Origin of the sequence: Nonomuraea polychroma (assembly GCF_004011505.1) — a bacterium.
Classification (GTDB): Bacteria; Actinomycetota; Actinomycetes; order Streptosporangiales; family Streptosporangiaceae; genus Nonomuraea; species Nonomuraea polychroma.
In genome coordinates this window covers 8,014,458-8,040,537 of the sequence record NZ_SAUN01000001.1, presented here as the reverse complement: position 1 = coordinate 8,040,537, position 26,080 = coordinate 8,014,458, and the positions used below count along the sequence as shown (strand labels likewise).

Here is a 26,080-nt window from a genome sequence, read left to right as displayed (position 1 = left end):
TGCAGGGAGATTCCGCCATGGTCACCAGAGATGTCGAGGACGGGCCCGTTCTCGGCACACCCGACGACTTGCCCGATCGTCCCAGACGCGGCGGCAGGCTCGTCATCCACGTCGTGATCGGCGTCCTGGTGGCCATCATCGCCGGTGGCTGGGGCTACGTGATGTGGTCGATGACCGCCGGCGGTTCTGAGGCGCCGGCGCAGGTGGTGACGTTCAGCGTCGAGAGCCCGACACGGGCCGAGATCACCTTTGAGGTGTACAAGGCAGACGATAGGGTGGCCGTCTGCCGCATCAGGGCTCTGGACGTCAATCACGCGGAAGTGGGCAGCAAGGAAGTAAGAATCCCGGCTGGTGGGGGTACTAAGCAGCTCAAGGAAAGCCTGGACACCAGTGGACAGGCGACTTCCGTGCACGTCCAGTACTGCAATCTCGTATAGTGAGACATTTGGGGAAGCGTACGACCGGTTAAGTTGTTAGCCTTTCGCAATTCAACCGTTGGAAACCTCAAGTGATCTCAGGGCCCCCTAGGCAAGCAAGGAGAACCCGTGGCCGACTCTCGCGATGAGAACGTCACATGGCTGACGCAGGAGGCGTACGACCGCCTGAAGGCGGAGTACGAATATCTCTCTGGCCCCGGGCGCGTCGACATCGCCAAGAAGATCGAGGCCGCCCGTGAAGAGGGCGACCTGCGTGAGAACGGCGGCTACCACGCCGCCAAGGACGAGCAGGGCAAGATGGAGGCCCGGATCTTCCACCTCCGGCAGATCCTCGACAACGCCCAGGTGGGCGAGGCGCCCAAGGCCGAAGGGGTTGTCGGCCCCGGTATGACCGTGACCATCCGGTTCGTCGGCGACGACGACGAGGTGACCTTCCTGCTCGCCTCCCGCGAGGAGAGCGGAGCGCCGATCGACGTCTACTCGCCCAAGTCCCCGCTCGGGGCGGCGATCAACGGCAAGAAGATCGGGGAGAAGGCGACCTACTCGCTTCCCAACGGTCGCCAGAACACCGTCGAGATCCTCGAGGCAGTGCCGTACATCGGCAACTGACCCCCCCGGAGAACAACCGCCGGGCCCACGCCGGCCCGGCGGGTTTTTCGCATGTCTCCACCGGCTCAGTAATCCGGCAGGATCTCAGCTTTCTGGTCAAGTCGCGTAGGCGGCGCAATACGTACAGGCTTGTGCCGTTCATCGTGGTGGCGCTGGTCGCGGTCCTGACCGCGGACGTGCTGCTGCTCGCGCAGCAAGGCGAGCAGACCGAGCCGGTGGCGGCACGCCAGCAGCCCGCGCTGAAACAGCCGAAGCAGACGCTGATGGCCGGCCAGAAGCCGCAGCAGCCGCAGGCCACCACGCCCCTCGTGGCGCCGTTGAAGAAGCTGCACAAGCCCAACCTCTTCGTGCTCACCCGCAAGCCGTTCACCAACGAGCTGTTAGGGAAGGTGGCCAAGTTGCCCGGCGTGCGGGCAATGGAACTGGCCGACGCGGCGTCGATCAGGCTCGACGACAAGCGGGTGCAGACACTCGGGGTCGACCCGTCCTCGTTCCGCGCTTACACGCCCAAGGTGACCGCCTCCTCCGACGCGCTGTGGCGCAACGTGGCGGCCGGTGACGTGGCGGTCTCGTTCGTGCTGGGCAATGACGGCGGTCTTTCGCTCCACCGCCAGGTGGCGGGGCCGGCCGGGCCGCTGCGGATCGGCGCGTACGCCACCACCGGCTTCGGTGCGGTGGACGCCGTCGTGTCCAAAGAGGTCGGGCGCAGGCTGGGCCTGCCACACGACAACGCGCTCATCGTCAGCGCCCCCGACGTGAACTCCGCCACCCTCCGCACCAAGATCCTCAAGGCGCTGCCCAAGGGCACGCAGGTCGCCATGGTCAACCCGGTCCTGCCTCAGCCCCAGACCCTCAAGCAGAACTGGCCGGCAGGCTCGTTCATGAGCGCCGACCAGATCACCGTGGCCCTGAAGGCCGCCGCCTCCAAGCTCGGCAGGCCGTACGTGTGGGGGGCCGAGGGGCCCGACACCTTCGACTGCTCGGGCCTGGTCCAGTGGGCCTTCGCCCAGGCCGGGGTACGGATGCCGCGGGTGACGCACCAGCAGTGGGTGACCGGACCGCAGGTTCCCCTGTCACAGGCGCAGCCGGGCGACCTCATCTTCTGGCGCCTCGACCCCACGAATCCGGGCTACATCTCGCATGTGGCGATTTACTGGGGTGACGGAAAGATGATCCAGGCGCCTCGCACCGGCGACGTGGTCAAGATCTCTCCGGTGCACACCCGCGGCTTCGCCGGCGTCGTCAGGGTCAGCCCCGTCGCCGCCGTCAGAGTTCGCTGACCTATCCCTCTTTCGCGACACCCTTCTTTCCTTCGGGTGCCTGCGCGCCGCAACGATGTAATGTTGATTACATGACAACGGACGATGCGACGGCGCAGGTACGCGGCTGGTTCACCGGACGGCTCCCCGAGGGGTGGTTCACCGGGGCTCCCGAGATCATCAGGGACCGCGAGGAGATCGCGGTTCTGGGCACGCTGCCCGACCCGCCCGAGGACACGCCTGAGGCCGAACGGTCCGCCCTGATCGAGGGACTGGCCCGGAGGTTCAGGGAGGAGACGCGCGAGCGGCGCATCGAGATCGCCAGGGAGGCCGAGCGCAGATTCCGGCAGAAGGTCTCCTGGGGCGTGGTCTGCGGGGGCGAGACCGTGATGTTCACCACACTCTCCGTGCCCGTGATGACCCGGTTGCGGCAGTCGGAGCGGCAGGTCCTGGACACGCTCGTGGCCGCCGGCGTGGCCAGGAGCCGCAGTGACGCGCTCGCCTGGTGCGTGCGCCTGGTCGGCAAGCACACCGACACGTGGCTCGCCGAGCTTCGCGACGCTCTCCAACACGTCGACAGAGTTCGCTCCGCCGGGCCGGACGTCAATTCCTGAGACCACGCAGCGGAAACGGTCCGCGCAATGGACTAAACCACTCGGGAAATTGGTTTAGACCAGCTGAATTGGACTGGACCAGTGTGAGTTAATTCTCTTTTAAATCCGCTCCGGTTGGGTAGGCTCCCCCAATCGTCAGGGCCGCTGCCTGCGACGACGTCCACAGCAATAGGTCTATGCCAATTGGCTTTCCGGGCGCTTCGTCGTTAATGATGACTGGGCCCTGAGAGAGTGGAGGAGTCACCGTCGTGTCCGTTTCCGTGGAAGTACCCGCACCGACGAGCAATAGCGAATTGGCCGCCTGGGTCAACGAGATCGCAGCCCTGACCCAGCCAGACCGGATCGAGTGGTGCGACGGGTCCGAGGAGGAGTGGACGCGCCTGACCAACCTCCTCGTCGAGCAGGGGACGTTCACGCGGCTGGCCGCCCGTCCCAACAGCTTCTACGCCAAGTCCGACCCCAGCGACGTCGCCAGGGTCGAGGACCGCACCTTCATCTGCTCCGAGCGTGAGGAGGACGCGGGCCCGACGAACAACTGGATCCACCCGGCGGAGATGCGCCGGACGTTCGGCCAGCTGTTCAAGGGCTCCATGCGCGGCCGGACCATGTACGTCGTGCCGTTCTGCATGGGCCCGCTCGGCGGCGAGATCTCCCAGCTCGGGGTCGAGATCACCGACTCGCCGTACGTCGCCGTCTCGATGCGGATCATGACCCGCATGGGGGAGCGGGCGCTGCGCCTCATCGAAGAGCGCGGCGACTTCGTCCGCTGCGTGCACTCCGTGGGCGCCCCGCTGGAGCACGGCCAGGCGGACGTGCCGTGGCCGTGCAGCTCGACCAAATACATCAGCCACTTCCCCGAGACCCGCGAGATCTGGTCCTACGGCTCCGGGTACGGCGGCAACGCGCTGCTCGGCAAGAAGTGCTACGCCCTGCGCATCGCCAGCGTCATGGCCCGCGACGAGGGCTGGCTGGCCGAGCACATGCTGATTCTCAAGCTCACGCCGCCCACCGGTGAGACCCGCTACATCGCCGCCGCGTTCCCGAGCGCCTGCGGCAAGACCAATCTCGCCATGCTCCAGCCCACGATTCCCGGCTGGAAGGTCGAGACGGTCGGTGACGACATCGCCTGGATGCGCTTCGGCGAGGACGGCCGCCTCTACGCGATCAACCCGGAGGCCGGCTTCTTCGGCGTCGCGCCCGGCACCGGCCAGGTCACCAACGCCAACGCGATCAGGACGCTCTGGGGCAACAGCATCTTCACCAACGTCGCGCTCACCGACGACGGCGACGTGTGGTGGGAGGGCCTGACCGACGAGCCGCCGGCGCACCTGACCGACTGGAAGGGCCGCTCCTGGACGCCGGACAGCGGCGAGCCCGCCGCCCACCCGAACGCCCGCTTCACCACCCCCGCCTCCCAGTGCCCCACGATCGCACCCGAGTGGCAGGACCCCAAGGGCGTGCCCATCTCAGCCATCTTGTTCGGCGGTCGCCGCGCCACCGCCGTGCCTCTGGTGACAGAGTCGCTGAGCTGGGAGCACGGCGTCTTCCTCGGAGCCAACGTCGCCTCCGAGAAGACCGCCGCGGCCGAGGGCAAGGTCGGCGAGCTGCGCCACGACCCCTTCGCCATGTTGCCGTTCTGCGGCTACAACATGGGCGACTACTTCGGCCACTGGCTGAAGATCGGCCGTCGCGAGGGCGCCGTGCTCCCTCGGATCTACTACGTCAACTGGTTCCGCAAGAACGCCGACGGCCAGTTCATCTGGCCCGGCTACGGGGAGAACAGCCGCGTGCTCAAGTGGATCGTGGACCGGCTCAACGGCGAGGCCAAGGCCGTGCCGACCCCGATCGGGCTGCTGCCTGCCGAGCTCGACACCGAGGGCCTGGACCTGTCCCAGGATGAGATGCGCACGCTGCTGTCGGTCGACCGTGACGTGTGGCGTGAGGAGGCGGCGCTGATCCCGGCCCACTTCGAGAAGTTCGGCGACCACCTGCCGAAGGAGCTGTGGGACGAGTACCAGGCCCTCCTCGACCGCCTCGGAGCGGCGCGATAGGCCGGAGAGAGCGAGGGACGAGCCAACCGAGGCCGCAGCAAGCGCGACCATAGGCGCTGAGAGGGGTAACCAGAGAAACCTCTTGTGCGGTACGGCGGCGCGGTCTTTAACTGATCGGGCCGCCGTGTCGCGAGGGAGGGGACCACTGTGGAGTTCGTGCTGCTCTTAGCCGCGCTCGGTGTGGCGTTATTGGTCAACGCCGCCGTGCGGCGCGTCGAGAAGGAGCGGCGGCGAGTCAGCGACGCCACGCTCAGCGGGCCAGGACACGCCCTGTCCCACTACGAGCTCGCGTACCTGTCCGGTGGGCCCCGCAGAGCGATCAACACGGCGCTGGCCGTCCTCGCGACGGCCGGCGCCGTCCGCGTGTCACGGGGATCGCAGGTCACCCCGGTGCACGGCGCGCCGCCCTCGCCCGTGCCGATCGAGCAGGCCGTGCTCGCCACGCTGGCCGCCAGGCCGGGCGGCTACCGCGCGAGTGAGCTGCGCCGGGTGCTGGCGGCGCATCCGGCGCTGGCCGAGCTGGCCGCCGGGCTCGAACGACGCGGGCTGATCGTGCCCGAGCAAGCGTTCGCCGAGGCGTGGCGGCGCAGGGACCACCTGCAGATGGTCACGACCGGAGCGGTCGGCTTCGCGGTGGGCGCGCTCGTGGTGTCCGCGTTCATCGACATGAGCGCGCTCACCTTCGTGGCCCTGTTGATCTTCATCGGGATCGCGCTCTGCACCGGGGCCGCCGGGCTCGCCAGGCACCGCCGCAGCCTGCGGAACGTCGTCACCCGGGAGGGCCGCGAGGTCCTGCGCTCGGCCCGTGACCATCACCCGCGTGGCCTGCGCGACCAGAGCTCGCTGGCGCTGGCGGTGGGTGTGCCCGTCGCCCTGTACGGTCTGGCCGACGCCGGCGACCAGACGCTCTGCGACGAGTTGTCGGCGGGCGACCCCGGCGGCGACTGCGTGGGCTCCTGCGGCACCCACGGCGGCGGCGACGGGGCCACCTTCGGCACCGACTCCCACGGCGGCCTGGACTTCGGCGGCGGCTCGTCGAGCTGCGGTAGTGGCTCCTCCAGCTGCGGTAGTGGCTCGTCAAGCTGTAGCAGCTCGTCGAGTGGCGGGTCGAGCTGTGGTGGAGGCGGCGGCTGCGGTGGAGGCGGCAGCTGACCGAACGGCCCCAGAACTGTATCCGTGCTGACGGAACCTTTAACTTGGCTTTATACGTCTTCCCGGTACCCAGCCCCGTCGGGCTGCACGGAGGGGAGGCCTGAATGGACCTGATCCTGCTGATCGTCTCGGTGGCGCTGGCGGCGCTCGCCCTCACCACCGCCTCCGCTGTCAAACGTGAGCATGCCGCCGCCCGCGAGGCCGGCACGGGCCGTCGCCTCCGCGAGCTCGGCCACTACGAGCTCGCTTTCCTGGCGGGAGGCGCGTACCGCGTGGCGGACACCGCCATCGCGCTGCTGGCGGAGGCGGGTGACCTGCGGGTGTCGCGCGGGGGTCGCGTGCATCAGGTGCACTCCAGCGTCGTCTCGAGCGAGCCCATCGAGGAAGCGGTGCTGGGCGTGGTCGCCTCCCGCTCGGGACTGCCGATGAGCGCGCTGCGCATCGAGACCACGCGGACGCTGGCCATGGGCGCGCTCGATCGCCACATCGAGGGCCTGGGGCTGGTCCTGGCCGATGACGTCCTTGCCCGGGCCGGCCGGCTGAGCGTCCGGTTACGGGCCCTGTCGGGGGTGGCGTTCGCCGGATTCCTGGTCGGGGCGGTGCTGGTCGCGATCGAGGGGGTGAGCCTGCTGTCGTCGCTCGCGCTGGCCCTCCTGGCCGTCACGGGGGTGATGGCGGCGATCGGCGTCTGGAGGCACCGGCGGGTCACGCGGATCACGCTGACGCCGTCGGGACAGGAGACTCTCGAGGCCGCCCTGCGGGACAACCCCCGGGGCGCCGCTGAGGGGCCCGTCGCGATCGCGCTGTACGGCCTCGGCGAGGTGCGCGATCCCGACCTCCAGGCCGAGCTGGCCCTGAGCAGGGGCCGGCGCCGTCGCAGGGGTGGCGGCGGCGCGTACGTGGCCGGGGGCGGAGGCTTCGCGGGTGGAGGCGACAGCTCACCGTCGAGCGGGTCGAGCTGCGCAAGCGGATCGTCCGGCTGCGGTGGTGGTGGATGCGGCGGTTGCGGCGGGGGCTGATGGCCCGGCTGTAAGGGGGCGAATGACCATCAAGGGGACTGATATGACGGGGACGGCGATGTCGGGGGCTGGAGCGCAAGGCGAGGGGACGGCGATGTCGGGGGCTGGAGCGCAAGGCGAGGGGACGGCAGTGTCGGGGGCTGGAGCGCAAGGCGAAGGGACTGTGGTGTCGGGGGCTGGAACGCGAGGAGAAAGGGCCGGGATGGCGCAGCTGGGTGTGGGGATCGGCTGGCGGGCTGAGCTGGACCTGACGATCGAGCGGATGGACGGCGTCGACTTCGTCGAGGTGATCGCCGAGAACCTCAAACCCGCCCACCTGCCCGAGTCGCTGCGTGTGCTGCGGGCCAAGGGAGTGCCGGTGATCCCGCACGGGGTGTCGCTCGGCGTCGGCGCGGCCGAGCCGCCCTCCCCGGCCCGGCTCGCCCATCTGGCCGCCTGCGCCCAGGCGCTGGACGCGCCGCTGGTCAGCGAGCACCTGGCCTTCGTACGGGGCGGCGGCCTGGAGGCGGGCCACCTGCTGCCCGTGCCGCGTACCCGCGAGTCGTTGCGGGTCATCACGGAGAACGTGCGCCGTGCCCAGGACGCGTTGCCCGTCCCGCTGGCCCTGGAGAACGTCGCGGCCATCTTCGGCTGGCCCGACGACGAGCTGACCGAGGGCCAGTTCCTCGCCGAGTTGGTGGATCGCACCGGGGTCGGGCTGCTGATCGACGTGGCCAACCTCTACACCAACCAGTTCAACCTGGGCCTGTCGGCGGTGGACGCGCTCGACGCGCTCCCGCTGGAGCACCTCGCCTACGTCCACGTGGCCGGCGGGTACGAGCACCACGGCATCTGGCACGACACGCACACCACCACCGCGCCTCAGCCGGTGCTCGACATCCTCACCGAGCTGTGTGCCCGGGCCACCCCGCCGGGCGTGCTGCTGGAGTGGGACGACGACTTCCCGAGCGACGCGGCGCTGGGCAACGAGTTGTCCAAGATCAGGGCCGCGATGTCCCTGGCAGGGGAGGCCCGGTGACGCCCGAGCCGGCACGGGCGCCTGCCGAAGCTCATGCGCCGCCGGCCGAGGCTCCCGCGCCGCTGACCGATGCGCAGGCGCCGCTGGCGGACGCGCAGGCGCCGCTAGCGGACGCGCAGGCGCGGCTGGCGGACGCTCAGGCGCGGGTGGTCGCGGCACTGATCGCCGGGGGCGACATTCCTGATGGCTTCGACCGGGAGCGCATGCGGGCGCAGGCGGCGAGCCTGATCGCCAAACGTCGCGGCATCGTGGCCAGGATCCGCCCCGACGCCGCCATCGCCGCCGGACCCGACCTCGCGTCGGAGTTCGCCGCCTATGCACGCTCCCGCACCGCGCCGCCGCCCAACTACCGTACCGATGCCGACGACTTCGCCGCCTGGCTGCGTGACCGCGGCCGGATGCCGGAACCGCCCGGTCGCAAGCCTCGCTGGTGGTCCCGTCTCCTGCCTTGACACCATGTCCAACCGAGGGCGGCGCGTCCGGTTTTAGGTGGCTTTTGGGGGGAAATTCTGGGGGAATGGGGGGACTGCGCTGCGTTGATGGATCTTATCTGAGCGTCACACCCGTCGCGTGCACGGACAGCGTGGGCACACCGTACGAGGTCACCTTGGAGCTGCACCGCGACGGCACTCCGTACGGCAGCGTGGGCGAGCGCTGCGGCTGGCTGCTCGCGCGCCTGGCGCGCGGCGTCGACGAGGCCCGTCAGGGCCAGGGCGAGGCCAGGCGGTGGGCCGACCCCGACGACAGGTTCCCCGGCGAGGAGCCGGACGGCGAGCTGTTCACCTTCCGCTACCGCAGCAGGACGTGCCTTGTAGGCGGCGGGGAGCTCAGCTGCCGGCTCCGCACGATTCCGCTCTGGGTGCCGGGGCGGCGGGGCAGGCGCGGCGAGTGGCGGCTGACCAGGAGGGCGTACGTGGAGGCGTGGAGCACCACGGGCGTCGGCATGCGGGCGGTGCTGACCTCGGCCGAGCTGTCGGCGTTCGTCCGCGGCCTCGTCGAGGAGGCCGAGGGGTGTCTGAAAGGAAGAGATCTGGTAAGGAATCCAGTACGGGGACCAGGCACGGCCGAAACGCGGTGATAATTGCCTGTTAGGTCATTGGACCGAAGGCACAGCACCGCCAGGGAGGCACTTCGTGGGCCTGCGCGACCTGGCCTACCGGCTGTATGAGCGCCGGCTGGAGGCCAAGCTGTCGAAGGACAGCATCCCCCGGCATGTGGGGGTCATCATCGACGGCAATCGTCGCTGGGCGCGTGCCATGGGCATGCGGGACGTGGCCACCGGCCACCGCAAGGGCGCGGACAAGATATCCGAGCTGCTCAGCTGGTGCCGGGAGACCGGAGTCGAGGTCGTCACCGTCTGGATGCTCTCCAACGACAATCTCAACCGCCCGCGGGAGGAGCTGGAGCCGCTCCTGCGCATCATCGAGGACGTCACGCAGGAGCTCGTGGATGAGGGCTGGCGGATCATCCCGGTCGGCGCGCTCGACTTGCTTCCCGACAGGACGGCGAATGTCCTAAAAAATGCAAAGGAAGCGTCATCACACCGTCCAGGCCTGATTGTGAACGTTGCAGTTGGGTATGGAGGAAGACGTGAGATTGCCGATGCGGTGCGCTCACTGCTCCAGGAGCATGCGAGCAAGGGAGCGAGCATCGAGGACCTCGTCGAGGTGCTCGATGTCGAGCACATCGCGGAGCATCTCTACACTCGCGGCCAGCCTGACCCGGACCTCCTCATCCGGACATCGGGCGAGCAGCGCTTGTCCGGCTTCATGTTGTGGCAGAGCGCTCATTCCGAGTTCTACTTCCACGAGGCCTACTGGCCGGACTTCCGCAGGGTCGACTTCCTGCGGGCGCTGCGCGACTACGCTGCGAGACACCGACGTTACGGTTCTTAGCACGACAATCGGGCATCAAGGACGTAACGTAAGAAGTGTCCGACCACAGGCCGGACACTCCGGAGAGGGCCCGCCTTTGCACCAACACTTGCCGAGGGGGCCGGAACCCGGCACCGACGGCATTTGGCGGTCGGGGGAGCGGGTCCGGTCCGATTCCCGCCTCGTCTGCAGGGTGCCCGAACGCCTGGGCGCCCGGGGGAGAACGTGTGGCAGTGTCCTCGAGCAACCCTTCGACCAAGCCGACCAAGCGTACGTACGTGCTGGACACGTCGGTCTTGCTGGCCGACCCGGCGGCGATGACCCGCTTCGCCGAGCACGACGTCGTCCTTCCGATCGTGGTCATCACGGAGCTGGAAGGGAAGCGGCACCATCCTGAGCTCGGCTACTTCGCGAGGAAGGCTCTACGCTACCTCGACGACCTGCGCGTGCAGTACGGCAGGCTCGACGAGCCGATGCCCACGGGGGATGGCACGATCAGGGTTGAGCTCAATCACAGCGATCCGTCCATCCTGCCCGTCGGGTTCCGCCTGGGCGACAACGACACCCGCATCCTGACCGTGGCGCGCTCGCTGGCCGCCGAGGGGTGCGACGTCGTCCTGGTGTCCAAGGACCTGCCCCTGCGGGTCAAGGCGGCCTCGATCGGCCTGGTGGCCGAGGAGTACCGGGCCGAGCTCGTACATGAGTCGGGCTGGACCGGGATGGCCGAGATCCAGGTGACCACCGAAGACGTCGAAGTGCTCTTCGAAAAGGGCACCGCGGACATGGAGGAGACCAGGGACCTGCCGACGCACACCGGGCTGCGGCTGCTGTCGGCCAAGGGCTCGGCGCTCGGCCGGGTGCTGCCGGACAAGTCCGTACGACTGGTCCGCGGCGACCGGGAGGTGTTCGGCCTGCACGGCCGCTCCGCCGAGCAGCGCATCGCCCTCGACCTGCTGATGGACCCCGAGATCGGCATCGTCTCGCTCGGCGGCCGGGCCGGCACGGGCAAGTCGGCCTTGGCGCTCTGCGCGGGCCTGGAGGCGGTCCTGGAGCGCCGCCAGCACCGCAAGGTCGTCGTCTTCCGCCCGCTGTACGCCGTGGGCGGCCAGGAGCTCGGCTACCTGCCCGGCACCGAGGGCGAGAAGATGGGCCCGTGGGCGCAGGCCGTCTACGACACGCTGGGCGCCGTCACCACGCCAGAGGTGATCGACGAGGTGCTCGACAGGGGCATGCTGGAGGTGCTCCCGCTGACGCACATCCGCGGCCGCTCGCTGCACGACGCGTTCGTGATCGTGGACGAGGCCCAGTCGCTCGAACGCGGCGTGCTCCTGACCGTGCTCAGCCGGATCGGCGCCAACTCGCGGGTCGTGCTCACCCACGACATCGCCCAGCGCGACAATCTGCGGGTGGGCAGGCACGACGGCGTGGTGGCGGTGGTGGAGAAGCTGAAGGGGCATCCGCTGTTCGCGCACGTCACGCTGACCAGGTCCGAGCGCTCTCCGATCGCCGCGCTGGTGACGGAGATGCTCGAGGACATCACCATGTGATCATTCCAGATCGGGACACGTGTGCCGCCCCTCGTCCTTCGGGGGGCGGTCCTCGTTGTCCCGGATGATCCTGACCTGCTCGAAGGCCGCGTCCTGCTGTGCCGTGCAGACGATCTGCGCCATGCCGAGCCTGCTCAACCGGCCCTCGCCCCGGATGTACACGGTCAGTGTCGAGGTGCGCGGGAGGGTCACCTCGTCCCGCCGCACGGGGTTGAGCGAGTCCTTGACCCTCAGGTACGTGAACCCGCGCAGCTCGGTGTCCCGGTCGCCGAGCGGCTGCGTGGAGGCCGCGAACAACGCGCCGAGCAGGCTCTCGACGGTGTCGTTCGCCACGTCGGCCGGTTCCAGCGTGAGCTTGCCGTCCCTGATCAGGTAGATCGTCTTGGACGGCGGCGGGATCCTGGTGGTGGGCGCGTGCTCCCGGTCCAGGACGTCGGTGGGCGAGATGCCGCACGAGGCCACCACCATGAGCGCGGCGGCGAGTAACAGAGCCCGCATCTTCATCATGCGTGGGGCAGCCAGACCGTGAAGAGGGTGCCGGGGTTCTGGGTGCGCACCGAGATCGTGCCGCCGTGCAGGTGCACGTTGGCCCTGGCGATGGCCAGGCCCAGGCCGCTGCCCTGGCTGCGGGACCGGCCGGCCCCCGCCTTGAAGAAGCGGTCGAAGACGTGAGGCAACGCCTCCCGCGGGATGCCCTTGCCGTGGTCGCGCACCTTCACCTCCAGGCCGTTCTCCGTGCTCCTGGCGTTGACCACCACCGGGGGCAGGCCGTGCTTGAGCGCGTTGCCGACGAGATTGGCCACGATGACGTCGAACCTCCTCGGATCGAGGTTGCCGGTCAAGCCCTGGGAGGCGTTCACCTTCACCTGGTCGGTCCAGCCGCGCGTCTCCAGGCAGTCGGCGATGGCGTCGGCCACGTTGACGGGCTCCAGGTTGAGCGTGGCCGTGCCCGCGTCGAAACGGCTGATCTCGATGAGGTGCTCGACCAGCTCACGCAGGCGCTCCACCTCCCTGAGCACCAGCCGCACGGCCTCCGCAGGCGCTTCGGGCAGCCGGTTGGCCTCCTCGGAGAGCATGTCGGCCACGGCCGTCATGGCGGTCAGCGGCGTGCGCAGCTCGTGCGAGACGTCCGCCACGAACCTGCGTGACATGGCCTCGAGCGAGCGCAGCTCCGACACGCTCAGCTCCAGCGCGGCCGCCGCGTCGTTGAACCTGGCGGTGAGCCCGGCCAGCTCGTCCTGCCCGTGCACGGGCAGCCGCGTGTCCAGCTTGCCCTCGCCGAGCGCCTTCGCGGCGGCGCTGAGCCGTCGCACGGGGAGTAACACCTGCCGCGCCGACAGCAGCGACACGACCACGGCGATCAGCACAATGGCGACGCCGCCCTCGAAGAGCCTGGCCCTCAGCGCGTTGAGCTGGTTCACGTCGGCATGCATGGGGAAGAACACGAACGCCCGCAGGCCGGTGGCCTCGGGCACGCCGGAGTCGTCCCGGTAGACCTCTGCGCCGACGATGAACCACAGCTCGTTGCGGATCACCCTGCGCTGGGTGACGACGCTCTGCTTGGCCCGGCCGTACAACTCGTTGGGCACGTCGCTCATGGCCATCGGGCCGTTGACGGCGACCAGGTCGCCGTACTCGATGATGACGCCGCGGCCCGGCGCGGCAAGCGTCTGGGCCAGGCGGTCCAGTTCCTTGTTCGTCGGCGCGGCCTCGCCGGGACGCAGCTTGCCGACGGGGAAGTCGATGCTGCTCAGCTCTCTGGTCACCAGATCGAGCGACGTGGTCTCGGTCCTGGTCACGAGTGCCGTCTTGGCCAGCTCGAAGCCGATCGTGGCGACCAGAATGGAGGCGGTGGCGGCCACGAGCGTGAACGTGATCACCAGACGCGCCCGCAAGCCGGTCGGCAACGGGATCACGGAGGGCTGAACCGGTAGCCGAACCCGCGCACGGTGTGGATGAACACGGGCTCGGCGGGCTTGGGCTCGATCTTGGCGCGGACGCGCTGCACGCACGCGTCCACCAGCCGGGAGTCGGCGATGTGCGTGTGGTCCCAGACGGCCCGCAGCAGGTAGCGGCGGTTGAGCACCTGGCCGGGGTGGCGGACCAGCTCCAGCAGCAGCCGCAGCTCGGTGGGCGTCAGGTGGATCTCCTTGCCGGCCAGCGTGACCTTGAGGGCGCCGCGGTCGATCACGAGGTCGCCGAACGTGATGCGATCGGAGGCGGCCGACTCGGCCCTGCGCAGGATGGCGCGGATCCGTGCGTCGAGCACCCGCGGCTCGACCGGCTTGACCACGTAGTCGTCGGCGCCGGCCTCCAGGCCGACCACCACGTCGAGGTCGTCGCCTCTGGCGGTGAGCAGGATGACGGGCAGTTGGTCGAGCTTGCGCACGCGGCGGCACACTTCGACCCCGTCGATCCCCGGCAGCATGACGTCCAGGATCGCGATCTCGGGGCGACGGGACCTGATGTGCTCGAGAGCCTCCTCACCCGTCGCGTAGGACGTGACGGAATGCCCCTGCCGGGTCAGCGCCAGTTCGAGCGCCGTACGGACGGAGGGGTCGTCTTCAACCAGGAGGATGCCAGCCACGCGCACATTATTATTCCATGTCCCGAATGCCCGAACTAAGTCATCAAACTGTGACATGCCAACTACGGGATCCGTAAGAACGAGGGAAATCATGAGAGCGGCTTCCCTTCGGCTACGGGGGCGTCCGAAGGGAAGCCGATATGCTGTGACCAAAATCACAGTATTCCGAAATGCCACGCTAACGTGCTGGTTGGCCAAGGTATCCCCAAACGATTCCCGCGTTTCGGTTGCGGACCACCCCCCCGGACAGGGCAAGCTCATGGATCGTGAGCCCCGGTCCGCGTTTGAGTGAGCGCCCCCCGAGAGAAGACGTCCCCTCGGCGCGCCGGCCTTCGCGTTTCACGCCGAAGCGCGTCGCCATCACCGTCCTGGCCTGTGTGATCGTCTTCGGTGGCGGTGGGTTCGTCGCCTACCGTGCCGTCCAGAACGCCAACGAGCCGCCAGGCGGCGGGCTCACCCTCGAGGACATGGGCAGGCTCGCCAGCGGCGACCTGTCCGGGCCCGACCCCGAGACCGACGCGCTCAAGGCCGCGGCCGAGCAGGCCTACCGGGCCGACAAGCTCAAGAAGGACCGCTCCGGGGCCGGGGACAGCCCGGACGACCTCGACTGGGTCGTGCCGAAGCAGGCGCCGCCCGGCGACGGGTTCCCCGCCGTGAACTTCCCGCCGGGCAGCGACCCCTCGCCGGGCAGCAACAAGGCCACCGCCAAGGCCATGCTCGGCGACTTCGGCTTCGGCGAGGACCAGTGGGGCTGCCTGGAACGGCTCTGGCACAAGGAGAGCGGCTGGAACGAGCGGGCGATGAACCGCTACTCCGGCGCGTACGGCATCCCGCAGTCCCTGCCCGGCAGCAAGATGGCCAGCGCGGGCGCCGACTGGCAGACCAACGCCGCCACCCAGATCAAGTGGGGCCTGGGCTACATCAAGGGCCGCTACGGCACGCCATGCGCCGCCTGGGGGCACTCGCAGCGGGTCGGCTGGTACTAGTCCTAAGGGGGCACAGCTACAAGTCAACTTTCCACCTGTAATCGGCAAGCCGCCGCGCCCGCATCGTGGAGACGGGCGGAGGCTGACCGCATGGGTGTAAGGGTCAGTGTGATCGTCAATGTCCACAATCCGGGTGACACCGCCGACGCGTGCCTCCGCTCCGTGCTGGAGCAGACGATGCCCGCTGCCGACTACGAAGTGATCCTCGTGGACGACGGGTCCACCGACGGGATCTCGGAGCGGCTCGACGCCATCGCGACGGCCCGCGACAACGTACGCACGTTCCACCTGCCGTTCACGGGCTCGCCGATGCACGGCCGCAACGTCGGCCTGGCCGCCGCGACCGGCGACTACATCTACTTCCTCGACCAGCGCGACCGGCTCGAACGGGACGCGCTCGCACGCATGCACGAGCGCGCCGTGGAGACCGACGCGGACGTGCTGATCGGCCGCCTGGTGCGCGATCACGGCTCGCCCCTGATCGCCTTCGCGCGCAGTACCGCTCGGGCCGACATCCTCCGCGACCGCCTGCTCTGCCTGCTCGGGCCTCAGCAGCTCTATCGCCGCGCCTTCCTGGAGGAGCACGAGCTGGGCTTCAGCGTGCCCGGCGGGCGGCTGGCCGAGCAGGCGTTCGTGATGCGGGCCTACCTGCACGCCAAGGTCATCACCGTGCTCGCCGAGCACGTGTGCTGCCACCTCGGCGAGCGCCCCAGGATCGAAGAGGACCCGCGGGCGATGGCGAAAGAGCTCAGGGGGCTGCTGAACGACGTCGACACCTATGTCGGGGAAGGGCGGCAGCGCGACCGCATCTACGGCTACTGGTATCGCTATGCCGTCCTCCGCCCGCTGCTGACGACCAGGTTCGCCGACTCCTCCATCGACAGGGGCATGCACTTCCGCCTCGTGCAGGAGCTCATGTCCGAGCACTTTCCCGAGCGGCTCGACCGATACCTGCCCTGCCAGCTGCGCGCGGTGGCCGCGTTCGTCAGGGAGGGCCGCCTCGACCAGGTCGTGTTGCTGGCCAACGCCTCCAAGCGCACCGGGCTCCACGCCGAGCTCACCGAGGTGCGCTGGGACGCCCAAGTCCTGGTGCTAGGGCTCACGGTGGAGGTCAAGGGCAGCGATGGCCGGCCCGATCGCTACCGTACGGACGGCCAGCGCCTGCACTGGATCCCGCCGCGGGCCATCGACGCCAAACTGCTCGGCGGGAGCGTCACCGACGTGAGCGAGGCCGTCGAGCGGGCCCGCATCGAGGTCTACGTACGCCACGCCGAGACCGGCGTCGTGCACTTCCTGCCGCTGGCCCAGCGGGTGGAGGTGGTCGGGGACGGTCGCCGCCGCGTGGGCGTGCAGATCAAGGGCGAGACCAGGATCGACGTGAGCACCGCCGCGCTCGGCGAGCCGCTCGCAGCGGGCCACTGGGAGGTGCACGTCCGCATGTTCGGCGGCGTCCATCAGGCCAGGAGCCGGGTCAGCCACCCCGACGGCCCGCTGAACTGCCTGGGGGTGCTGGCGCAGCGCCCCCGGATGCGGCTCGTGGTGCCGTGCTGGACGGACCGGGGCGAGCTGGGCCTGGCTGTCGAGCCGCGCTCGTTCGCCGAGTCGATCGCGCTGGTGTCGCCGGGGGCGGAGGTCAAGCAGGCGGACGGGCACGCGTACGTCGTGATGCCGGTGCCGTACGTGCCGCCGAGCGGCGGCCCGCCGCTGGAGCTGGTGCTGCGCAGCAGCGGCCTCAGGGCACGCGAGGTGTGCGCGCCCGCGCTGGTCGAGGCGGGGGTGCCGGGCAAGCTCGCCGGGCAGCTCGTGGCCAAGCTGCCGGTCAGCCGGCTGTCGGCGGCCGACCACGTGGGCCCCGGCCGCTGGCTGACGTCGCTGCGCTCGCCGGACGAGGAGGTTGGGCTGCGCTTCGCACTGGAGGTACGCAAGGGCAGGGCCGAGGTCCACCCAGCCACCCCGGTGGACCCTGAGCGCTCCCTCAGGGGCAGGGACACCGTGCTGCACCGGATGGGCCGGCGGCTGCCCGTCGTGCGGCACTTCGTGCGCCTGGCGCGCGCGGCCGGGCACCGCTACCTCAACTGACCCAGGTCTCCAGCTCCTCGAAGGCGCTCCTGAAGACCGGCAACATCGGCTTCAGCCGATCGGGATAGACGTCCACCAGGCTGTCCAGGTGGTTGCCCCCCTCGACCCGGTAGTACTTGAACGGCCGGTGCGGCCCGACCATCTGGGCGTAGACGTCGGAGTCGCGGGAGATCGGCAGCAGCGTGTCGAGCGTGCCGTGAAGGGTGATCAGCGGCTTGGTGATGCGGCCGGTCAGCGCGATCTTCGCCACGGCGGCGTAGGGCTTGCGGGCGTCGTAGTCGTAGTCGGCCGCCGTGCCCTGGTAGGACGGGTCCAGCTCCTTCTGGTAGAGCTGCTGGGTGAGCTCCCAGTAGTACTGCCGGTGGAACGGCCACAGGAACTCCGAGCCTGCCGCGAACCCGGCCGCCCGTACTCCGGCCTCGTCCGGGTACGCCTTCAGCGCGGGCGGCAGGAAGTTCAGCAGGTTGTCGCCCTTGACCCGCCAGAGCGTGCCTTCCCAGTCCACGCCGGCGTCGTAGAGCCAGCCGCGGTTCTCCAGCTGCCACCTGACGAGGTAGCCGCCGTTGGAGATGCCGGCGACGAAGGTGCGCTCGGGCTTCTTGCCGTACCGCTGTCTGACCACGGTCTTGGCGGCCACGGTGAGCTGGGTGACGCGGTGGTTCCACTCGGCGATGGCGTCGCCAGGGTTGCGGCCGTCCTTGTGGAAGTTCACGCCGACGTTGCCCTTGTCGGTGGCGGCGAAGGCGTACCCCTTGGACAGGACCCAGTCGGAGATCGTGTAGTCGTTGGCGTACTGCTCCCTGTTGCCCGGGGTGCCGCTGACGACCAGGCCGCCGTTCCAGTTGTCGGGGAGCCTGATCACGAACTGGGAGTCGTGGTTCCAGCCGTGCGTGGCGTTGGTGGTGGAGGTGTCGGGGAAGTAGCCGTCGATCTGCGTGCCGGACACGCCGGTCGGGTTGACGGTGGCGGCCGAGTGCAGCCCGGCCCAGTCGGCGGGGTCGGTGTGGCCGGTCTTCACGGTGCCGGCCGTGGTGAGGTCGTCCAGGGTGGCGACGACCGATCGTTCGGCGCCGGGCACCGTGAGCTGCTGGGGCGCCGTTAACAGGCTCGCGACCAGGGTGAGCGCGACGATCATCTATGCCTCTCTCAGGTGGCCGGCCAGCAGGCGCTGGAACTCTTCGGGGTGCTCCAGGTGCGGGCTGTGGCCGCAGTCCTGGAGCACGGCCTCGCGGTAAGGGCCGTACCGCTCCAGGACCGCCCGGGTCTGGGCCACCATCGGCTGGGCGGGAGTGCCGGGGGAGCCGGGCACCACGCCGAGCGCGCCCAGGTGCGCCAGGTCGAACAGGGACGTGTCAGAGACGATCACGTCGTCGGCCCCCCTGATCCACAGGATGGGCGGCTTGGGGTCGATCTCGTGGAGGTCGTCCAGGCGGAAGTGGGTGGGGGCGATCGCGTTGAGCACGCCGAGTTTGCCCGGGGCGATGCCCGGCCAGGCGGCGGACGTGGCCCCGTCGCCCGGGTAGTGGGTCTCGCCCACCCGGGTGGTGAGCATCGAGCGCAGGTAGAAGTCCTCGTCGGGGACCTCGCGGTTGTTCACGTACGCCGAGCGGAAGACGTTGCGCGGCGACGTGGGGGATTCATCCGACATGTCGCCCGCCTTCAACCGCGCGACGAAGTCCGGATTCGCCGCCCCCGCTCCCGACCCGGCGCCGTCGGGGTGGGTCAGCCGGCCGTCGGCGCCTTCCGTGCCGCCGAAGCCGTACGGGGAGATGGGGTTGACCAGGGTGACGCTCCTGACGGCGGCCGGGCGGTCGCGCAGGGCCTGCAGGACGACGCCGCCGCCCATGCTCCAGCCCACGAGGTGGACCCCCTCCAGACCCAGTTCCTGGATCAGCTCCAGCACGTCGTCGGAGTAGTCGCGCAGGCCCCGGGTGGCGTCCACCGGCTCGGGATCGGTCTCGCCGAAGCCCCGGAGGTCGACCGCGAGCGGTCGGTAGCCCTCCGGCAGCGCCGCCATGCTGTCGCGCCAGAACGCGGCCGAGGAGACGTTGCCGTGCACGAACAGCACCGGCTCGCCGGCGTCCCTGCCGGTCAGGACATGCTGGGTGAGGCGCGGGGTAGTGACCTTCATTGCGCGTGGATCCTTTCGGCCAGGTCGCGACCCTGGGTCTCGCGTGCGGCGTAGACCGCGACCAGGGTGAGCACCGCAGCCAGACCAAGGTAGATGGAGATGGGCACGCTGCTCGAGTAGCTCCTCAGCAACGCCACGGCGATGATCGGGGCCAGCGCGCCGGCCACGATCGCCGACAGCTGAGCGCCGATCGACACGCCGGTGTAGCGCATCCTGGTGCCGAACAACTCGGAGAAGAACGCCGCCTGCGGGCCGTACATCATGCCGTGGAACAGCAGGCCGACGGTGACGGCGAGGGTGATCGCCAGGAAGTTGCCCGTGTCGACGAGCGGGAAGAACGCGAAGATCCACACCCCGATGCCGGCGGCGCCGGCCAGGTAGATCGGGCGGCGGCCGACACGGTCGGACAGCGCGCCCCACATCGGGATCGTGACGAAGTGGATGGCCGAGGCGATCAGTACCGCGTTGAGGACGGTCGAGTTCGGGATGTTGTTGGACTTGGCGTAGGTGATGACGAAGACGGTCAGCAGGTAGAAGGAGATGTTCTCGGCCATGCGCGCGCCGATGGCGGTGAGCACGTCCTTCCAGTGGTCGCGCAGCACGCCGACGATCGGCGCCCGCGGCTCGGGCGGGGCCTGCTGAAAGACCGGCGACTCGCTGATCGACAGGCGGATCCACAGGCCGATCAGCACCAGCACGCCCGACAGCAGGAAGGGCACCCGCCAGCCCCACGACAGGAACGCCTCGTCCGGCTGCCAGGCGGCCAGCGCTGCCAGCACGCCCGTGGCCAGGAGGTTCCCGCCCGGGGCGCCGGCCTGCGGCCAGGAGGCCCAGAAGCCGCGCCGTGCGTTGTCGCCGTGCTCGGAGACGATGAGCACCGCGCCGCCCCACTCGCCGCCGAGCGCGAAGCCCTGCACCAGCCTGAGCGCCGTCAGCAGCAGCGCCGCCGACGGGCCGAGCGTCTCGTACGTCGGCAGGCAGCCGATGAGGAACGTCGCGACGCCCATCATCAGCAGGCTGACGACCAGCAGCGTCTTGCGGCCCACCCGGTCGCCGAAGTGACCGAAGACCAGGCCGCCGAGCGGGCGGGCGACGAATCCGACCGCGTAGGTGAGGAACGACAGCAGCGTGCCGGTCAGCGGGTCGGAGTCGGGGAAGAAGAGGGTGTTGAACACGAGAGCGGCTGCCGAGCCGTACAGGAAGAAGTCGTACCACTCGATGGTGGTGCCGATCAGGCTCGCGGCGACGATCTTCTTGATGGAAGTGGCCATGCCGGTCACGCTAAAGAGTGACCGGCATCACTCATATGGAGTCCGGGCCCACAGTCTGTGGGGTGGATGTGTGGCCGAGCCGGTGCAGACGAAGCGCCAGCTGGATCTCCAGCGCCCGCTCCGGCTCCAGCCAGCCGTCGCCGAGCAACTTGCCGATCCGGTCGAGCCGCTGCGTGACGGTGTTGACGTGGATGTGCATGGCCTCGGCCGTACGGGAGGGCGAGCCGCCGGTACCGAAGTACGCGCTCAGCGTGTCGGCCAGCGCGGTACCCCGGCGCGTGTCGTAGTCGATCACCGCGCCGAGCACCCGGTCCACGAAGCCGTGTACGTCGCGGCCGTCGCCCACGAGCAGGCCGACGAAGCCCAGCTCGGCCGCGCTCGCCCCGTCGCCGGCCCGGCCCAATGCGATGAGCGCCTCGGCGCACCGCCGCGCCTCCAGGTAGGCCGCGGCCACGTCGCCCGGGCCACCGCGGACGCCCGCCGGGCCGCCGCGCGCGCTCTCTGGGCCGCCGCGCACGCCGCACGCGCCTGCCGTGGCCGGGCTGTGCAACGACGCGCTCAGCTCGCCCGCCACCCGTTGTGCGACGGCGCCCGCCTTGTCGCCGGGGACCAGCAGCACCACCTCGTCCCCGCGCCCCGCGGCCAGCCCGTGCCGCAGGGTCGCCTGCGACGACGCCCAGAACGCCGCGCGCTCGCGCTGCCCGCCGTGCTTGACCACCACCACGACATGGGGCGCCCCCAGATCGACCCCGAGCCTGCGTGCCCGGTCGGCGAGGCCAGGGGAGTCCGGCCGCGCGATCAGGTCGTCCAGCAACTCGCCCCTGACCCGCCCCTCGGCCTCGGCCACGCTTCTCCTGAACAGCAGCAGCAGCGCGCACACCAGCGCCGCCCGCTCCAGGATGCGCTCGTCGGCGTCGTCGCTGCGCAGGATGAGCGTGCACAACGGCTCCCCGCCGACGTCCACCGACGCGATCAGCAGATCGCCCCTGCGTACGGTGCGGCCCAGCGCCCGTGACGCCTGCGCCGCCTCGAACACCCCGGAGTCGAGCTCCCCGACGTCCCCGGTGATCGCCCGGCCGAGGTCGTCCAGCACCGCCAGTGACCCGCCGAGCACGTCGGTCACCACGGCTGCCACGTCCTCGATCCCGCCGCCGCGCAGCACGAGCGAGGTCATCCGATCGTGGGCGAGCGCCGCCCGCTCCACCGCCTCGCCGTGCTCCCTGGCCGTCCTGTGGGCCTGGGACAACTCCTCCAGCGCGTTCCTGGTCTCCTGCAGCAGCCTGGCGTTGTCGATCGCGACGGCGGCGTGCGCGGCCAGGCTGGCCAGCAGCGACACCTCCTCCTGGTGGAACGGCCGCGCGCTGCGGTTGGCCGCCATCAGCACGCCGATCACCCGCTTGCCCAGCCGCAGCGGCACGCCGAGGATCGCGACCAGGCCCTCCTCCTTGACGGCCTCGTCGATGTCGTCCTTGTGGCGGAACCGGGCGTCGGCGAAATAGTCGGCCGTCGAGTACGGCACCGCCGTCTGCGCCACCAGCCCGCCCAGACCCGCCCCCATGGCCAGCCGCAACGCTCGGAACTTCGCCGAGATCGACCCGTCGGTGACCCGCATGTACGTGTCGCCCCGCTCCGGGTCGTGCAGCGTCATGTACGCGATGTCGGTGGCCAGCAACTGCCTGGCCCGGTGCACGATGGCCTCCAGCACGGCGTCCAGGTCACGCAGCGCCGCCAGGTCGCCGGCCGTGTCGTACAGGGCCGACAACTCGGCCTCGCGCCTGGCCCGCCGCTTGAGCAGGTCACGCACCTTCAGCGCGGCGACCTTGGCCTGCTCCAGCTCCTCGATCTCGGCCGGGTCCGCACCCCGCGCCCTGGCCTCGATGATCGGCCCTTCGAACTCGACCGCCGACGCCTCCCTGGCCAGAAGCTCGAGAAATTGTTTGCTCACTACCTCGCCGTCCAGCCACCGTCCACAGGCAGCGACACGCCGGTGATGAACGCGCCGCTCGGCCCGCACAGGTAGGCGACCAGCTCGGCCACCTCCTCCGGCTCGATCAGCCGCTTGATCGCGGCGGGCTGCAACATGATGGTCTCGACGACCTCGTCGGGCTCGATGCCGTGCACCGTGGCCTGGTCGGCGATCTGCGCCTCCACCAGGCCGGTGCGCACGTACGCGGGGCACACGCAGGTCGAGGTCACGCCATGGGGCGCCCCTTCGAGCGCCACGACCTTGGAAAACCCTTCCAGAGCGTGTTTGGCCGTCGTGTACGCCGACTTGTACGGAGAGGCCCGCAACCCGTGCACCGACGAGATGTTCACGAACCTTCCCCACCCGCCCGCGTACATGCCGGGCAACACCCGCCGCGCGATCAGGAACGGCGCCTCCACCATGACACGCAGCATCGTGGCGAACACCTCGGGCGGGAACTCCTCGATCGGCGCGACGTGCTGGAACCCGGCGTTGTTCACCACGATATCGATGGGCTCGTCCGGCAGCGCCGCCACGAACCCCGGGTCGCTCAGATCGGCCACCACGGCCGTGCCGCCCAGCTCGGCGGCCACCTTCTCGGCGGGCTCGGCCCGCAGGTCAAGGACCAGCACCCTGGCCCCCTCCGCGGCCAGCCGGCGGGCGCAGGCCGCCCCGATGCCGCTCCCCGCCCCCGTCACCAGCGCGGTCCGCCCAGTCAGCTCCTTCGCCATACTCCGCACCCTAGGCGCTCGCCGCGCCGGGACGCATGGGTGCCGACGACATAGATCAGTGCCGCGCTATGTGGATCAACGGGTCTGCTATCTTTGGACACATGATCGCGTATTCGCTGCAGTGGTGGCCCGCCTCCTAGGCGGACCTCCTAGCGCATACGCATACGGCCGCCTCGACGAGGCGGCCGTCGGCATCTGCACACGCGCCCCCGTCGAGCTCTGAAGAAAGGGGCGCTCACCGTGACCGGCACCACCACCATCACTTGGCCCGACCTGTTCGCCTTGCTCCTCGACGGCGTGTCGCTCACCGCCCGCCAGGCCGCCTGGGCCATGGAGCAGATCGTGTCGGGGGACGCCACGAACGCCCAGATCGCCGCCTTCGCCGTCGCCCTGCGTGCCAAGGGCGAGAGCGTGGAGGAGGTGTCCGGGCTGGCCGACGGCCTGCTGTCCAGATCGGCCGCGATCCGCATCCCCGGCGATCCCGTGGACCTCGTCGGCACCGGCGGCGACCGGGCCAACACCGTCAACATCTCCACCATGGCCGCCATCGTGGCCGCCGCCACTGGCGTGAGGGTGGCCAAGCACGGCGGCCGGGCGGCCTCGTCCAAGACAGGCGCCGCCGACCTGCTCGAGGAACTGGGCGTGGTCATCGACCTGCCGCCCGCCGCGGTGGTCCAGGTCGCCGACGAGATCGGCATCACGTTCTGCTTCGCGCCCGCGTTCAACCCGGCCATGCGGCGCACCGCGGGGCCACGCCGCGAGCTGGGCATCCCCACCGTCTTCAACTTCCTGGCCCCGCTCACCAACCCCGCCCTGCCCGCGGCGCAGGCGGTCGGTGTCTACCACCCGGAGATGGCTCCCGTCATCGCGGGCGTCCTGGCCCAGCGCGGCGGCTCCTCGCTCGTCTTCCGCGGCGACGACGGGCTCGACGAGCTGACCACCTGCGGCCCCTCGACGATCTGGGTGGTACGCCGCGGCACGGTGACGCGTACCGCGTTCGACGCCGCCGAGCTGTCGATCCCCCGCGCCCGCCCCGACGACCTGCGCGGCGACGACGCCAAGCACAACGCCGCCGTGGCGCGGGCCGTCCTTATGGGCGAGCGGGGACCGGTGCGCGACGTGGTCCTGCTGAACGCGGCCGCCGCCGTCGTGGCCGCCGAGGGCACGCCGCCGGCGGACGAGCTCATGACCGCCATGGCCGGGGCCTACAAACGTGCCGCCGACGCCGTCGACTCCGGCGCCGCCCTGTCCCTGCTCACCCGCTGGGGGCACGCCACGCGGGCGCTCGCGCCAGCATCTGATCATTAGGGCCTGATCCTTAATGTCTGGTCATGGACAAGACATCGAGCGCGGCGTCGAGCTGGTCCTCGGTCAGGGTGCCGTCGGCCACGTGGCCGCGCTCGATGACGACCTCCCGGATGGTCTTGCGCTCGGCGAGCGCCTGCTTGGCGATCCTGGCGGCCTCCTCGTAGCCGACGTACTTGTTGAGCGGCGTGACGATCGACGGGGACGACTCGGCGTACTCGCGCAGGCGTTGCGTGTTCGCCGTGATGCCGGCGACGCAGCGATCGGCGAGCAGGCGTGAGACGTTGGCCAGCAACCTGATCGACTCCAGGATGTTGCGGGCGATGATCGGCAGCTGCACGTTCAGCTCGAAGTTGCCGGACGCGCCGGCGAAGGTGATCGCCGCGTCATTGCCGATCACCTGGGCCGCCACCATGGCCGTGGCCTCAGGGATCACCGGGTTGACCTTGCCGGGCATGATCGAGGAGCCGGGCTGCAGGTCGGGCAGGTTGATCTCGCCCAGTCCGGCTCGCGGCCCGGAGCCCATCCAGCGGAGGTCGTTGGCGATCTTGGTGAGGGAGACCGCGACCACCTTGAGCTGCCCCGACAACTCGACGATGGAGTCCTGCGCGCTCTGGGCCTCGAAGTGGTCGGGCGCCTCGACGAACTTGATGCCGGTCGCCTCGCTGAGCTTGGCGACGGCCTTCTCGGCGAAGCCGGGCGGCGTGTTGATGCCGGTGCCCACGGCGGTGCCGCCGAGTGGCAGCTCCACCACGTGGGCCAGCGCGCCTTTGACCCGGTTGACGCCGTGCTCGATCTGCGCGGCGTAGCCGCCGAACTCCTGGCCGAGCGTGACCGGCGTGGCGTCCATCAGGTGCGTGCGTCCTGACTTGACGACCTCGTCGAACTCCATCGCCTTCGCGCGCAGCGCGGTCGCCAGATGCTGCAGCGACGGCACCAGGTGGTAGATGACTTCGGTGGCGGCGGCCACGTGAATGGAGGTGGGGAACACGTCGTTGGACGACTGCGAGGCGTTGACGTGGTCGTTGGGGTGGACCGGGCGTCCCAGACGCTCTTCGGCCAGCGTGGCGATGACCTCGTTGACGTTCATGTTCGACGAGGTGCCCGAGCCGGTCTGGAACACGTCGATGGGGAACTGGTCGTCGTGCTCGTTGTCGGCCACGTCGGCGGCCGCCTGCGCGATCGACTCCGCCATGTCCTTGTCGATCACGCCCAGCTCGCCGTTGACCTCGGCGGCGACCGCCTTGATCAGGCCCAGCGCCGCTATGTGGGACGGCTCCAAGGGCCGTCCCGAGATGGGGAAGTTCTCCACCGCCCGCTGGGTCTGCGCGCGCCACTTGGCGCCCGCGGGCACGCGAACCTCGCCCATCGAGTCATGCTCGATCCTGAACTCGCTCATGACTCCCAGTCTTACCCACGGCCCTCGACACCTGCGGAGGACGCC

General features: G+C 69.9%; 24 protein-coding genes. 15 read left to right on the top strand and 9 right to left on the bottom strand.

The features are described from left to right. The first annotated feature begins 17 nt into the window (after nt 1-17). The 12 genes from EDD27_RS36600 to EDD27_RS36545 all read left to right on the top strand — a co-directional run bounded on the left by EDD27_RS36600 (nt 18) and on the right by EDD27_RS36545 (nt 11,580). Nucleotides 18-437: a DUF4307 domain-containing protein gene (locus EDD27_RS36600; RefSeq protein WP_127936463.1), complete on the top strand. Its 420-nt coding sequence runs from the start codon at nt 18-20 to the stop codon at nt 435-437. A gap of 108 nt (nt 438-545) precedes the next feature. Then, complete coding sequence (gene greA / locus EDD27_RS36595) at nt 546-1,046, top strand: transcription elongation factor GreA (protein ID WP_043628806.1); 501 nt, start codon at nt 546-548, stop codon at nt 1,044-1,046. 131 nt (nt 1,047-1,177) lie between these two features. Then, entirely contained in the window at nt 1,178-2,326 is a 1,149-nt protein-coding gene (locus EDD27_RS36590) for a C40 family peptidase (protein WP_241564449.1), read from the top strand. Between the two features lie 71 nt (nt 2,327-2,397). Then, the gene (locus EDD27_RS36585) at nt 2,398-2,919 is read left to right on the top strand and encodes a hypothetical protein (RefSeq protein ID WP_127936461.1); all 522 of its coding nucleotides are present in this window, start codon (nt 2,398-2,400) and stop codon (nt 2,917-2,919) included. Nucleotides 2,920-3,167: 248 nt separating this feature from the next. Further along, nucleotides 3,168-4,970 (top strand): phosphoenolpyruvate carboxykinase (GTP), encoded by a 1,803-nt coding sequence (locus EDD27_RS36580; RefSeq protein ID WP_127936460.1) that lies wholly within the window; start codon nt 3,168-3,170, stop codon nt 4,968-4,970. 147 nt (nt 4,971-5,117) lie between these two features. Next, nucleotides 5,118-6,122 carry a TIGR04222 domain-containing membrane protein gene (locus tag EDD27_RS36575; protein WP_127936459.1) on the top strand — a complete coding sequence of 335 codons (1,005 nt, stop codon included), beginning with the start codon at nt 5,118-5,120 and terminating at the stop codon, nt 6,120-6,122. 104 nt (nt 6,123-6,226) lie between these two features. Then, entirely contained in the window at nt 6,227-7,141 is a 915-nt protein-coding gene (locus EDD27_RS36570; RefSeq protein WP_127936458.1) for a TIGR04222 domain-containing membrane protein, read from the top strand. Between the two features lie 202 nt (nt 7,142-7,343). Further along, nucleotides 7,344-8,159: an MbnB/TglH/ChrH family RiPP precursor modification enzyme gene (locus tag EDD27_RS36565; RefSeq protein ID WP_127936457.1), complete on the top strand. Its 816-nt coding sequence runs from the start codon at nt 7,344-7,346 to the stop codon at nt 8,157-8,159. Beyond that, nucleotides 8,156-8,611, top strand: a complete 456-nt coding sequence (locus EDD27_RS36560; RefSeq protein WP_206641809.1) for an SCO6045 C-terminal-like domain-containing protein — start codon at nt 8,156-8,158, stop codon at nt 8,609-8,611. The genes EDD27_RS36565 and EDD27_RS36560 overlap by 4 nt, the downstream gene beginning before the upstream one ends. A 131-nt stretch (nt 8,612-8,742) precedes the next feature. Next, a complete protein-coding gene (locus EDD27_RS36555; RefSeq protein WP_241564448.1) occupies nt 8,743-9,237 on the top strand; it encodes a hypothetical protein in 495 nt (164 codons plus the stop codon). Nucleotides 9,238-9,292: 55 nt separating this feature from the next. Then, nucleotides 9,293-10,054 (top strand): isoprenyl transferase, encoded by a 762-nt coding sequence (locus EDD27_RS36550; RefSeq protein ID WP_127936455.1) that lies wholly within the window; start codon nt 9,293-9,295, stop codon nt 10,052-10,054. Nucleotides 10,055-10,260: 206 nt separating this feature from the next. Further along, nucleotides 10,261-11,580: a PhoH family protein gene (locus tag EDD27_RS36545; protein ID WP_277750775.1), complete on the top strand. Its 1,320-nt coding sequence runs from the start codon at nt 10,261-10,263 to the stop codon at nt 11,578-11,580. On the opposite strand, the gene EDD27_RS36540 is transcribed toward EDD27_RS36545, so the two are convergent. From EDD27_RS36540 to EDD27_RS36530, 3 genes are read right to left on the bottom strand one after another with little or no spacing between them, the layout of a single operon-like run. Further along, entirely contained in the window at nt 11,581-12,078 is a 498-nt protein-coding gene (locus EDD27_RS36540; protein ID WP_127936454.1) for a hypothetical protein, read from the bottom strand. Nucleotides 12,079-12,083: 5 nt separating this feature from the next. After that, nucleotides 12,084-13,460: a sensor histidine kinase gene (locus EDD27_RS36535; protein WP_241564447.1), complete on the bottom strand. Its 1,377-nt coding sequence runs from the start codon at nt 13,458-13,460 to the stop codon at nt 12,084-12,086. A gap of 32 nt (nt 13,461-13,492) precedes the next feature. Then, the gene (locus EDD27_RS36530) at nt 13,493-14,167 is read right to left on the bottom strand and encodes a response regulator transcription factor (protein WP_127936452.1); all 675 of its coding nucleotides are present in this window, start codon (nt 14,165-14,167) and stop codon (nt 13,493-13,495) included. 377 nt (nt 14,168-14,544) lie between these two features. On the opposite strand from EDD27_RS36530, the gene EDD27_RS36525 reads away from it, so the two are divergent. Both EDD27_RS36525 and EDD27_RS36520 read left to right on the top strand, forming a co-directional pair. Then, on the top strand, nt 14,545-15,153 hold the full coding sequence (locus EDD27_RS36525) for an aggregation-promoting factor C-terminal-like domain-containing protein (RefSeq protein ID WP_127936451.1): 609 nt from the start codon (nt 14,545-14,547) through the stop codon (nt 15,151-15,153). 108 nt (nt 15,154-15,261) lie between these two features. After that, a complete protein-coding gene (locus EDD27_RS36520; protein ID WP_164903951.1) occupies nt 15,262-17,232 on the top strand; it encodes a glycosyltransferase family 2 protein in 1,971 nt (656 codons plus the stop codon). Here the strand turns inward: EDD27_RS36520 and EDD27_RS36515 are convergent. From EDD27_RS36515 to EDD27_RS36495, 5 genes are read right to left on the bottom strand one after another with little or no spacing between them, the layout of a single operon-like run. After that, nucleotides 17,225-18,367 carry an alpha/beta hydrolase family protein gene (locus EDD27_RS36515; RefSeq protein ID WP_127936449.1) on the bottom strand — a complete coding sequence of 381 codons (1,143 nt, stop codon included), beginning with the start codon at nt 18,365-18,367 and terminating at the stop codon, nt 17,225-17,227. The two genes, EDD27_RS36520 and EDD27_RS36515, sit on opposite strands and share 8 nt — an antisense overlap. Continuing rightward, a complete protein-coding gene (locus tag EDD27_RS36510) occupies nt 18,368-19,363 on the bottom strand; it encodes an alpha/beta fold hydrolase (protein WP_127936448.1) in 996 nt (331 codons plus the stop codon). Beyond that, on the bottom strand, nt 19,360-20,634 hold the full coding sequence (locus EDD27_RS36505; protein WP_127936447.1) for an MFS transporter: 1,275 nt from the start codon (nt 20,632-20,634) through the stop codon (nt 19,360-19,362). The genes EDD27_RS36510 and EDD27_RS36505 overlap by 4 nt, the downstream gene beginning before the upstream one ends. A gap of 31 nt (nt 20,635-20,665) precedes the next feature. Beyond that, entirely contained in the window at nt 20,666-22,579 is a 1,914-nt protein-coding gene (locus tag EDD27_RS36500; protein WP_241564446.1) for a helix-turn-helix domain-containing protein, read from the bottom strand. Beyond that, nucleotides 22,579-23,331 (bottom strand): 3-hydroxybutyrate dehydrogenase, encoded by a 753-nt coding sequence (locus EDD27_RS36495; RefSeq protein WP_127936446.1) that lies wholly within the window; start codon nt 23,329-23,331, stop codon nt 22,579-22,581. The genes EDD27_RS36500 and EDD27_RS36495 overlap by 1 nt, the downstream gene beginning before the upstream one ends. A gap of 240 nt (nt 23,332-23,571) precedes the next feature. On the opposite strand from EDD27_RS36495, the gene trpD reads away from it, so the two are divergent. Next, on the top strand, nt 23,572-24,639 hold the full coding sequence (gene trpD / locus EDD27_RS36490) for an anthranilate phosphoribosyltransferase (protein ID WP_164903950.1): 1,068 nt from the start codon (nt 23,572-23,574) through the stop codon (nt 24,637-24,639). A gap of 10 nt (nt 24,640-24,649) precedes the next feature. On the opposite strand, the gene EDD27_RS36485 is transcribed toward trpD, so the two are convergent. Continuing rightward, complete coding sequence (locus EDD27_RS36485) at nt 24,650-26,035, bottom strand: class II fumarate hydratase (RefSeq protein ID WP_127936444.1); 1,386 nt, start codon at nt 26,033-26,035, stop codon at nt 24,650-24,652. Between the last annotated feature and the right edge of the window lie 45 nt (nt 26,036-26,080).